The organism is Limnohabitans sp. 2KL-3, assembly GCF_001269405.1.
Taxonomy (GTDB): domain Bacteria; phylum Pseudomonadota; class Gammaproteobacteria; order Burkholderiales; family Burkholderiaceae_C; genus Limnohabitans_A.
Genome location: NZ_CXON01000042.1, coordinates 1 through 11,290 on the forward strand (window position 1 = coordinate 1; position 11,290 = coordinate 11,290).

General features: G+C 47.2%; 9 protein-coding genes. 4 read left to right on the forward strand and 5 right to left on the reverse strand.

The window, feature by feature from the left end:
* A partial coding sequence (locus AMM41_RS21310) for a helix-turn-helix domain-containing protein (RefSeq protein WP_194944930.1) occupies window positions 1-202 on the reverse strand: 202 nt, incomplete at its 3' end.
* Between the two features lie 244 nt (window positions 203-446).
* Here AMM41_RS21310 and AMM41_RS22105 point away from each other — a divergent pair.
* Window positions 447-809 carry a hypothetical protein gene (locus AMM41_RS22105; RefSeq protein WP_194944931.1) on the forward strand — a complete coding sequence of 121 codons (363 nt, stop codon included), beginning with the start codon at window positions 447-449 and terminating at the stop codon, window positions 807-809.
* Between the two features lie 47 nt (window positions 810-856).
* Here AMM41_RS22105 and AMM41_RS21315 read toward each other — a convergent pair whose 3' ends face one another.
* The 4 genes from AMM41_RS21315 to AMM41_RS22115 form a co-directional block, all read right to left on the reverse strand.
* Window positions 857-2,083 carry a vWA domain-containing protein gene (locus AMM41_RS21315; protein WP_089963936.1) on the reverse strand — a complete coding sequence of 409 codons (1,227 nt, stop codon included), beginning with the start codon at window positions 2,081-2,083 and terminating at the stop codon, window positions 857-859.
* Between the two features lie 2 nt (window positions 2,084-2,085).
* Complete coding sequence (locus AMM41_RS21320; RefSeq protein WP_194944932.1) at window positions 2,086-3,285, reverse strand: ATP-binding protein; 1,200 nt, start codon at window positions 3,283-3,285, stop codon at window positions 2,086-2,088.
* A 19-nt stretch (window positions 3,286-3,304) separates the two neighbouring features.
* Window positions 3,305-4,951: a hypothetical protein gene (locus AMM41_RS22110; protein WP_228769397.1), complete on the reverse strand. Its 1,647-nt coding sequence runs from the start codon at window positions 4,949-4,951 to the stop codon at window positions 3,305-3,307.
* Window positions 4,952-5,054: 103 nt separating this feature from the next.
* Window positions 5,055-5,957: a hypothetical protein gene (locus tag AMM41_RS22115; RefSeq protein ID WP_228769398.1), complete on the reverse strand. Its 903-nt coding sequence runs from the start codon at window positions 5,955-5,957 to the stop codon at window positions 5,055-5,057.
* A 1,383-nt stretch (window positions 5,958-7,340) separates the two neighbouring features.
* Here AMM41_RS22115 and AMM41_RS21345 point away from each other — a divergent pair.
* The 3 genes from AMM41_RS21345 to AMM41_RS21355 all read left to right on the forward strand — a co-directional run.
* Window positions 7,341-7,529: a hypothetical protein gene (locus tag AMM41_RS21345; protein ID WP_089963945.1), complete on the forward strand. Its 189-nt coding sequence runs from the start codon at window positions 7,341-7,343 to the stop codon at window positions 7,527-7,529.
* 469 nt (window positions 7,530-7,998) lie between these two features.
* Window positions 7,999-9,477 carry an IS5 family transposase gene (locus AMM41_RS21350; protein ID WP_228769399.1) on the forward strand — a complete coding sequence of 493 codons (1,479 nt, stop codon included), beginning with the start codon at window positions 7,999-8,001 and terminating at the stop codon, window positions 9,475-9,477.
* 351 nt (window positions 9,478-9,828) lie between these two features.
* Window positions 9,829-11,290: exodeoxyribonuclease V subunit gamma (locus AMM41_RS21355; RefSeq protein WP_194944935.1), on the forward strand; the 1,462-nt coding region annotated here is incomplete at its 3' end.

Sequence of the window (11,290 nt, forward strand, 5' to 3'; positions counted from 1 at the left end):
TGGCTGTACAGGCCTGGGCGCTCTTGCTGGCATAGTGGCCGCCGATGCTGTTGCGGTCCAGCTCCCGCGTGATGGTGCTGGGCGAACGCCCAAGGGTACGAGCAATCTCTCGAACGGTGAACTTCTGGAAATGGAGACTGGCCAGGGTCACACGCTCTTCGGGTTGGATCTGTTTGTAGTGCTTGAGTGGAGTGATTTGCATCTGCGGACCTTACAGGGTTGGCAGGTGTTGCACTTCGCTTTTGAAACCGCCTAGTTAAAAATTTTTTTGTAATTCAAATGGCCGCTATTTCTTCTTTAATATTAGTCGGTAGTGCGCATTCAAATAATGGCGGAATCCGTAGCTTTGCACAAATTAGTCTTGAAGAGGGGGGGGGGCCGCGTTATCTCTTCGTTGGCTAAATCCAATGCGAAATGATGATGGTGATTTTTTCAGAAAATTCACAATGATTCCAACTATAGAAAATATGGTTGATGATTCCATTTTAATGGTTGCCTATGCAATTTGTCGCAGTATGCCAATTTTTACAGAAATTAACCGCATGACCTCTGACCTTGCTTTATCATCTGGCCGGCTTAATATGAACAAAGACTTTACATCAGAGCAGCGCGAAGATCTTTATTCTCAAGTAAAAAAATTAAATAATCTACCGAAAATTGTTTGGTGTATTTTTGATGGGAGTTCAATCAAATCATCTATGATTCATTTGTTGGATTATCAAGTGGAATGTGAAGTAAATCAGTCTATTTATTCAAATACTTACAGTCGTTGGACTGATAGCATGCATCAAAAGGGTGTTATCAGATGAATAAATTAATGGTAATTTTTAATCAATTTATCAATTGAAACCATGTCCTAGGCTCGCCAGCTGTTTGGGGGCATGGAAACCACTTGGCCCCAGTTGGCTGGTTCTTTACCATTATGGGTAAGAATCCAAAGAACAGGGTACTTCGGTGGTTCGGAAGGAGCTTGTCCATAACCATCTGTTAAATAAACAAAACAATCCGTCGATGTCTTTTCAATATATTTGAAAGGAGGTCGCAAGTCAGTTTCACCACCACCCAATATGTCTGTTCCATCCAGATCTTTGGCATTATTTTCGGTGAAAACACGGACTCTAGTGATGTTTGCATCACATTCGATCATTGTCAGTTCGATTCGGTCAAATTCAGCTAACAAATATTTCAGTTCACTTAAGAAAACAGGCAAGTTATCTTTAGTACTTCCACTTGTATCAATTGCAACGGTTAATCTCAGTGAGTCTGTGCGCATGCCAGGTAAATATAGGCCGCGGTATACATGTCGGCGTGCAGAGGGTAGCCAACTCCGACGACCTCCATAAACTCGTTGCGTAAATTGTCGCATGAGATGTTGCCAGGGCACTTTAGGTTGTACGATTTCATTTAATAACAATGCGAGTGGATCTGTGAGTTGTCCCCTGTTTTTGATAGTGTTTAGAACACTCACCACCCTTTCACGCCAAATTTGTATGATATTTGCATCCACAATTTGTGGGTTGTAATCTGGATCTTTGATGACCCGTTCATCAGGTGAATGCTTTGCTGTGTGACCTGCTATGTCGTGTATGTCAAATTGCAGCTGCCCACTTCTCAGAACTGGCTGAGTTTTGGTCTCTAGCCACTGATAAACCTTTTCAGCACTGTTGCCTTCTTGTGATGGAAAATAAATAGCGTGAATCGGAAGTTGAAAATCATTGCCTTTGAGCATGGCATTGACCTCATGGTCGACGGCGATATTCCACCGCTCGGGGTCTCTGCCTTGTCGTCGCTGCAAATGGCCACACACAACGTGCCAAACTTCATGTGCCAATACAAAAATTCGATCGTTGTCTGTCAGTTGATTGATGAATTTGATTTGGAAGTAAAGACTTCTCCCATCGGTTGCAGCAGTTCCCAAGCGTGTGTCGAATACGGGAACTATTTCCAAATTGAGCGCAATCATGGCTGTGAAAGGATGAGCCAAAAGCAGACGCGCACGGTCCCCTTCGAGAATCCCACGCCATTTTTTTTTGAGTGCCAGCTCTTCTTGTGAAAGTTGAACGTGGATGACAGACGACTTCATGTTCAAAGATCAGGGTCTGGCTGAATGTTTTCGAGTCGAATGGATGCAACTCCGCGTGATACTCGCCTTTGATTGCCATGTTCACCGGGATCTTTGTTTGTCTGTGTCACAGAACTTGTGTTCATGCTCAGCCCTTCACCATGTAGTTCAATCCAAGCTTGGAATTCAGAGTGACTGAAAAATGCATGAGCATCATCAGCCCGCTCAGGGCTTGCAATTTGGCTTTGTACATCCAGCATGGCCATAACGGCAAAGTCACTGCTCAGCGCTTGCCCAATTCGCAGGAAGTTGCCGATCCACAAGTCGCGTTCAGCTGTCGGGCCTGACCATAGGTGATGTGCTAAAGAAGTGGTCACTGCATAGCGCAGGTCTGCACGCCCAGGCATGATGAATGGCACTGTACCGCGTAATAGACCGATGGTGTCAGGTAGAGTTTGAGCTCCTTGTCTATAAGCCAAGAACTCTGTTCCTGCACCGGGCCCCACAAGTCCAGTCACCATCAGAGCCAGTACGGCTGGGTCAAGCGAAGATCCATGTTTAACCGTCATTGCCACGCGCTCCCAACTGCGAGGACTCGGCCAGCCTCGTTCAAGGTTTCCATTCATCTGCAAAAAGCATTCGGGTTTAAAACGCAAAAAGCCTATGACGTCTGGGTGCAAGCCCCGAACGGTTGCCCATTGAGTCCACTGTGTTACATCCGGTTGCAGTTCAACATGGCAAAAACGGTTGGCTAATGCGCTGGACATGGTCATTGAAACAGCGCGATCTTCGCTGCGATTGCCTGCTGCGCAAATCAACCAACCCGGTGGAACCCGGTACAAGTCCCCCAGTCGACGATCCAGAATGAATTCATAAGCAGCTACTTGCAAAGTTCGGTCAGCAGCTGTTAACTCGTCAAACAAGATAATCCCTTTACTTTCTGGATTGCGAGGCCATTCCGAGGAGAGTAACCAGCGAACTTGGTCACCATCCGGCACCGGCAAGCCACGCAAATCCACTGGTTCACGCTGCGATAGACGCACATCAATAAAACCAATTTCTTGCGAATCACAGAGTTCTCGAATCAGTGTGCTTTTACCCGTACCTGGGGCACCCCACAACATCACCGGTGCGATCAGTGGTGCCAAAATTGGCTGCTCCCATAGCAAATGCAGCTGGTGCTCCAGAATTTGTCGGGCTTGGTCAATAGATGCAGAGTTCATAGGATAAGTGTGTTGAAAATTAAGCCACTGGTTCAGGCAACCGTCCGCCGAGAAGCAGAGTTTTAGCAAGTTGATGAAAACGCCCAGAGTCCATCTTTCCGAAGTTGTATCTCATGGGGTTGACACTCAACTGCACCAGTAATAACCGTGTTTCCACGGGAGAGTGGTGGAGCCAAGTTTGAAGTTCAACAATCAAGTTTTCAAGAGGCATCACTTTGCATAAATATTCTCGGGCAACTTTTGCTAATTCTTTGTGCGTTGGTGTGTTTTGCGCTGGGATGGCTGCCCTTTTTGCGCAGTTTTTAAAGTGCATAGCCTCGTCATTGCGAAAGAAGTCTTTGTTCAGTGCTGTAAAAAAAGCAGTCAAGAACTCCGTTTGCCCTGGTTCATCCCGGAGAAGCCATGGTAAGAGTGCTCCGGCGGCCTGTTTGTTGCCCAAAATGCTCAACACCATGTACTGGGTCATTTTCTGAAGGTGTTTGATGTTGGCTTCGACGCCACGTTGCCAGATTCGCCAATCCGCACGCCATCCATCAGCCCCCAAGTCACTTACCATAGTCCAACGCCACTCTTTTACACCACGCATTAGCTGATGCTCAGGGATATTTTCAAATGATTTTGTCCTTGTGACATGACGCAAATAAAGTTCAACTCGCGTTGTCCAAATGTCCTCAATTTCACATCCAAGTTCCATAGCCCTTTCAAGGCCCTTGAGCATCAATGGGACTTGTTTCGAAGATGATGCCAATGGAATAACCTTTCGAAGATCTAACCATGCTTGCTTGTCTCCCATGCGTATGCGTTCAAGTGCGTTATTTATTGTGCTTTCGTTGGCTGTGATGGATGCAATCTTTAACAAACTTTGAGGGGTGTGGCCCTCACACTCGATCACTGTTGTTGGCGGCAGATGAATTTTTGTTAGTGAATAGCAACGCAACAAACGACATATTTTTGGAGAATAAGTCACTAATTTATTGATTTTGCTATCCACAAGAGTGATGTCAGTGAATGGCAAATTTAGATGCAGGCCATTGACATCACCACTTTGCAAGTTAAGTAACAATTTTGCGCCAACCTTGATATGGGCTGATCCTTCAATCAAAGCAATCTTCGGGCTAGCACTAAGAGAGATTTGAGTGCAACCCGTAAATATATCTATTGTTCTTAAGACTTGGGCATTCCTAATATCTATGCTGCTTTTTTCATTGCCAAACCAGCGCAAATGTTTCAATAGGTTCAGTTGCGTAAATACGACTTCTGTCACTGATTCAGGCGGGTTTAAATCCAAAGTGGAACAATCATTGGAGTCCACTACAACCCATAAGCCGTGATCTTCAGCTGAGCAATTCCAGCTTTGAAGTTCCTTCAAAGTTCCGATGGATGCAAAAGTCCATGATGTATCAGGTGCAGCTTGTTTTTCAAAACGACCTTGAATCCAAGCTGCGTCAATTTGAACAACTCCTCCGATGACTTGCAAAGAAGGTTTTTGATCATCGGTATCGATATGCACATAGGCTTTAGCGTGCGTAGGCAAAATAATCTTCCGCAGGCGTGGGCAAGAAATCACACTGACGTGAATTTCTACCTGTGTCGACGCTTGAAGGTCAACTATTTCAATATCAGGGCAATTTCTAAGATCAAGGGCACGCAACTGAGTCTCACTCATGACAACGTGTGAGTGACCTGCTGTTGTGAGCGAGCAACCGCCGTCAGCGCTTAGTGGTAGAGCAATAGTCGTTATCGATGTCTGGCACGGATGGACTATGAAATTATTCATTTACACCAGCTTCTTTGAAAGCCTTACGAAAATCACGTCCAGTCATTTCTAAACAATCAGAACGGAACTCTAATTCAGAGCCAAACTTCATTTGTAGCCACTGCCAAGCAATTTGGTCATCTGGTATGTCATCAATGGATTGATAAATGGTAAAAGCCTCAATGTGTCCGATGGATTTGAACATCATTGAGCAAGCACGTTCATCAGCACCTGCGATCAGTTCTTTGATGAAGTCATCCGCAGAAATTCCTTCGCTCCAGTCCTCAGATGATTCACTCATAGCGTAAATTTTTTCTGCTGTTGTCTCCATTTCAGAGGGTTCACCAAACCATGTGACTGATCGAAAAATTCCCTGTATCACTGCCCCCAAACGCATCTCAGTACAATGTACCGTCTGTATTTGCTGATTGTATTTTCGGCTATAAGCATCATCTTCAAAAACCCGTACTTTATTGGCCAAACGCAAAGGCAAATGAGCAATGTGCCGCACAGGTGTAAACGCCAAGCTGTAGTTCGTTAATTGTTCAGAACCATCAATTGACTCAGTATTTTCTTCGAAATCAGACGGCCCTACACCATCAAGAATAAAGTCATCAACTTCTTTGTAGCATAGTTGATGAGAGTCGAATTTCCAAGTGCGGCTAAGCTCTACGTACAATAAATCCGTTTTGAATTCATCTGATGGGTTGCTTTTTTTAACGTCTTTGCACAGAGCCCCAGCATGCAGTCGTTGATAAATCTGAAAAAGATGCGGACAAGCATCGAACAATCCAAAAATATCTTCCAATTTAAGATCAGGGCTAAATTCGACATTCTCAAAAAGATATGACGCAGCATCATTGGTTATATTCTGCTGAACTATGCTACCTTCACTGTCATTTACTTCAATAGACAATATGGGGCCGTGGTTAAGAAATATATTCATATTTATTTTGATAATTAGATTAATTTTTCTCTTTCGGTTTTCTTTTGTCAAAAAATAAGCATACGCTTCGTGACACTTTATTCTTTGTGCCTGACGTTACTCCCTTTTGAGTAAATTTATTCGATGAAAGAATGAAATCCGAACTTCAAGCTGTGTCCCCTCTGTCACGATAGCCGTTCGGTGTCTTCAGTAGACCGGGCAAGTATCGTTACAGAAAGGGATGGTGTTTGACACTGTTAAGGCTTAATGTCACTCAAACCATCAAGTCAAAGTTTCCAGATGGTCAAGCATCTCAGCCAAGAATAACGATATCAAATGTACAACCTCTTGTAAGTCAAACAGTCATCATCGATGATTGTTTGTTTTCTTAGCAGGATTCGCACAGCCATCCATCGCGAACTCAACCGTTGCAGTGGCAAACATGGATTTAGCGCCGAACAAGCCTGCGCCAAGGCGTCAGATCGATCTCATTGCAACCGTAATTCCCACCGTTTAGAATACAAGGTTAGGTTCGATGTACATTTCTAAGTTCGCATTTCACGAAGCTGAGAGTAAATTGCAGGCAAATTTGAGGTCAGCCTTAAACGCGTCCATTTGTATTGCTATGCAAATAAATTCGCGGGTGTTGATTTACATAGGCATCTGGCCAGCTAACAACCCCGGCTCAAACGCCACCTGCGCGGGTGTGACATTGACGGGCAAAACCTGCTCCCCCCGATCAGAGGGCAACCAAGCTACATTGCAGATCACAAGCAAGTGAGCCACTGGGATGTTGTTACTGTCATTGGCTTGGCTCACAAACAACCCATCGCGACGTTGGTGCTCCGAAAAAGTGACGCTGCATTTTTATCCAAGGTGCCCAACAAGTCTTCTGATTTAGTTGGCCGGGTCATTGAGGCCAAGCTCAAGGACTTGAAGTCATCCAGACCTACTTTGGCTCTCCGTATGTCAGCTAGGTGCGCGTCAATCACGAGAATTTCAACGTATTGCTTCGTCAATAAATTCACAAGAAGAAGTTCGTTTAAATTGTAATCGATGATTTATTGAATACAATAATATTAACAAATGAACCTCTGATATAGGTAGTGGTGGGATTTCAAAAAATCCATAAGGATTTTTATACTTTGTAAAACAATGTTTCAGTTTGACCTTGAAGCTGCCTCGTTGGTTGCTGCGCATGATTGCCAAAAAGGGCATTGGCCTTTTTTAGTGTCTAATTTAGGACTGCGGTTTGGGAAAAATTGGTTTAAGATTGCTAGGTTTTTTGAGTTGGATATTCTGCTGCTAGCGATTCAACCAGATTAGCGTTGGCATGAAAGTGAATTTTTTAGGATCACCAATTAGGAGATAGCTATGAGTTTGGTAGATACACGAGTCATCGAAGGCACCGATGGTAAATGGATTGTTCAATACGTTAGTGGATTCGGTTGGAATCAACTTGATGACCAATCCTTTGATACCGAAGAAGAAGCACAATCTTACCTGGATGACCAGATCAGTTCAGCTGATTATGGGGATAGCGATGAAGATTTAGTAGATTAATTAAAAACAACACTATTTCAGAGATTCATAACGTTTCTCGGCTTGTGCTAATTTGGCGCTTGACTTATTTTGTCCGGTTATTTTTCTCTAAAATTTTTGCATGATAAATTTAGAGCTTTGATATATTAAGTCATTAATAATCAGGTCAAATATTATTTATTTTTTCTTTGCATAAATTAACTTGCTCTTGTGTGAAATAATTTGAGTTAAGAATTACTTCTGTGCATTTGATCTTGATATTTATTTCGAAAGGTGTTTCATCTGTCTCTGTGGTGGTGTCGTCAGTTAAAAGTAAAACACCGATAAACATCGAAATGGTTAATATCGATGTTGCAAGGCTGGTTAGTAGTCGTCCCTGATAAACCCCTGAAACCCGCATGAATGCTAGCTTTCAGGGTCATTCCCAATGTTCAAAACTCCCACATTGATATTCAATTGAGCCTGTTTTCTGGGAGTTTTTGAGGCCCATATGTCCATCACCGCCGATTTCTTTCGCAACCGCCTCGATCAAATGATCGATCTGCGTCATCCATTGGCCGTTTTGGCCAACCGCATGCCTTGGCAAGAAATCGAAGCTTCTCTTGCCCACCTCTTTGCCCGCCAAGTGCGCGCTGGCAAGAAGATCGAAGACTCGGACTTGTTTGGCGCAACCGAAGTGATTGCCGGTGCTGGCGTCTCCAAAGCCGGTCGCCCGCGTTTGCCCACCCGCCTGATGGTCGCCCTGCTGTACCTCAAACACGCCTTCAACGAAAGCGATGAAGACCTCATCCAGCGCTGGGGCGAGACACCCACTTGGCAATACTTTTCTGGCAACGAGTACTTTGAACACCGTTGGCCCTGCGACCCGACCCAACTGGTTAAGTTCCGCAAACTGCTGGGCGAAGAAGGCGTGGAAGAACTCTTGGCCCGCACGGTAGAGGTTGCCGTCACCCTGAAGCTCATTGCCAAGAAAGAGCTCAGTCAAATCATTGTCGACTCCACTGTTCAAGAAAAAGCCATCGCTCATCCCACCGATAGCAAGTTGTTGGAGACCGCTCGCGTCAAACTGGTTGAAGCGGCCAAGGCCGAGGGCATCGAGCTCAAGCAAACCTACGCCAAAGAAGGCCAACTGCTGGGCTACAAGGCTGGGCGCTACGCCCATGCCCGTCAGTTCAAACGCATGCGCAAGGCCATCAAACGCCAAGCCACCATCGTGGGCCGATTGCACCGCGAGATCGCACGCAAGATGACGACCTTGAGCCAAGCCGTTCAAGACGCTTTGGGCGTGAGCATCAACAAAGCCAAAAGGCTGATCGCCCAGTCGCGCAGCAAAAAGGCGCAAGACAAACAACCCAAGCTGTACAGCTGGCACGCCCCGGAAGTGGAGTGCATCTCCAAAGGCAAGAGCCGCAACCCGTATGAGTTTGGTGTGAAAGTGGGCATTGCCACCACACTCCAAGGCACTTTGATCGTGGGTGCCAGAGCCTTCCCTGGCAATCCTTATGACGGGCACACGCTCAATGAGCAAGTGGAGCAAGCCAGCATCCTGATGCAAGCCCTGGACACCAAGCCGAACAAGGCGATCGTTGACCTGGGCTACCGGGGGGTGGACAAAGCCAACACAGACATTGATATCAAGCACCGGGGCAAATTCAAAAGTCTGACGGATGAAGACAAAAAAGATCTCAAGCGCCGACAAGCCATCGAGCCCATCATTGGACACTTGAAAGCAGATCACCGAATGAACCGGTGCCACCTGAAAGGGTCACTGGGCGACAGTTTGCACGCGGTGCTGTGCGCAGCCGGTTACAACATTCGGTGGCTGCTGCGCATGATCGTAAAAAAGGGCATCAGCCTTTTTTTGCGCCTGCTTTTGTCCACCGGTTTGGGAGAGTTGGGCCACCGATTGCGGCAGTTTTTTAGGGGTGCCTCAGTCAAGTCCGGATCAATGAGCTTGACCCTAGCCTGAAAGTGAATTTTTCAGGGGCGACTTAGTAGAATATTTTTATAATCAATTTTCATTTTTGAATGAATTAATATTTTTACCTAGAATTTCTATTTCGAAAAATAATTTATTTTGATTTAAAATATTTAACTCCATGAGATAAAACTTTAATTATTATAGCATGCCCAAACTAAATTTCAACACTTTATGATGTATTTGTAAGTTACTAATAAATATTTATAATATAAATTTTATTGATAATTTTTTAATGCATATATTATAATTTATTTGAATATTTCAAATACAGCTTATTAAGTTATGAGAAATATTTTTGTGCTATTGTTATAACTGTTTTGCAAAGCATTCTTTTTTAGCATGACCACTTTTTCTATTGTCCCCGGCTTTTTGGCCCTGCACAGCCACCGCTCTGAGGTGTTGGCCGAAACCTTGTCGGCTTGGTTGATGCGCCAGCCTTTGGCTGCGCTGGAGCAGGAGGTGGTGCTGGTGCAAAGCAACGGCATGGCCGAGTGGATCAAGATGGCGCTGGCCGGGCAGGGCGGACCTGGCGGGGGGGTCTGCGCGGCCACCCGGGTGGAGCTGCCCTCCCGCTTTTTGTGGCGCACTTACCGCCAGGTGCTGGGTGCGAGCAACGTGCCGCCCGATTCCCCGCTGGACAAATTGCCCATGACGTGGCGTTTGATGGCTTTGTTGCCGGCCTGTGTGGGCGATCCGGTGTTTCAGCCCGTGGCCGGTTATTTGCGTGGCAAGGGACCCGAGCCTGAGCCCGAGCGCCTCTTGCAATTGGCCAGTCGTTTGGCCGACTTGTTTGACCAGTACCAAATTTACCGCCCCGATTGGTTGCAAGACTGGGCCGAGGGGCGCGATGTGTTGCGCCGCCAGTCGGGCCAACCCGTGCGCCCCGATGACAAGGCGGGCCTCTTGCCCGATGACCAGCGGTGGCAGGCCGAGCTGTGGCGGCGTGTGCTGGCCACCTTGACCGATGCAGAAAAACAAGCCACTCGGCCAGCTTTGCATCTGCGTGCGCTGGCACTTTTGCAGTCAGGCCAGGCACTGGCCAGTCCGGTGGCGCGGCGCGTGTCGGTCTTTGGCATGAGTCACATGCCCAGCCAGTTGCTGGACATGCTGGGCGCTTTGTCGGCGCACAGCCAAGTCCTGCTGGCCGTGCCCAACCCTTGCCAGCACCACTGGGGCGACATCATGGACGGGCGCGATGCGCTGCGGGCCGAGCGCAGACGCCACGCCTACAAGAAAGAAAACCTGTCGACCGTGGATTTTGAGCAGATGCATTTGCACGCGCCAACTTTGCTGGCCGCTTGGGGGCGACAGGGGCGCGTCTTCATTCGGCAGCTGGACGCCTTTGACGACCTGCAAGCGGCGCAAGAGCGCCATCCGGGTGTTCGCCTGGACCTGTTTGACGATGCGCCGGGGGCCGACGGCCGCCGTTTGCTCACGCAACTGCAAAACCGCATCCGCGATTTGAAGTCGAGCCAGGAGCCGGTCGAGGCCGCGCTGGACCCGAGCGATGACTCGCTGGTTTTCAAAGTGGCGCACAGCCCGGTGCGTGAACTCGAGGTGCTGCATGACCAACTTTTGCTGTGGTTTCACGCTCAACCCGAGGTTTCGCCGCGCGACGTGGTGGTGATGGTGCCCGACATCGAAGTCATGGCCCCGGCCATTCGCGCCGTGTTTGGCCAGTACAAGCGGGGTGATGCGCGTTTTATTCCCTATGACATTGCCGACTTGGGGGCGCAGGCCACCAGCCCCTTGAGCCCGGCGGTGGAGTGGTGGTTGGCCTTGCCCCAGCAACGCAGACGCA

What these genes read in the sequence shown, in the direction of transcription:
- AMM41_RS22105 (WP_194944931.1), top strand. Translation starts at nt 447, where the DNA reads ATGATTCCAACTATAGAAAATATGGTTGATGATTCCATTTTAATGGTT.
- AMM41_RS21315 (WP_089963936.1), bottom strand. Translation starts at nt 2,083, where the DNA reads ATGAAGTCGTCTGTCATCCACGTTCAACTTTCACAAGAAGAGCTGGCA.
- AMM41_RS21320 (WP_194944932.1), bottom strand. Translation starts at nt 3,285, where the DNA reads ATGAACTCTGCATCTATTGACCAAGCCCGACAAATTCTGGAGCACCAG.
- AMM41_RS22110 (WP_228769397.1), bottom strand. Translation starts at nt 4,951, where the DNA reads ATGAGTGAGACTCAGTTGCGTGCCCTTGATCTTAGAAATTGCCCTGAT.
- AMM41_RS21345 (WP_089963945.1), top strand. Translation starts at nt 7,341, where the DNA reads ATGAGTTTGGTAGATACACGAGTCATCGAAGGCACCGATGGTAAATGG.
- AMM41_RS21350 (WP_228769399.1), top strand. Translation starts at nt 7,999, where the DNA reads ATGTCCATCACCGCCGATTTCTTTCGCAACCGCCTCGATCAAATGATC.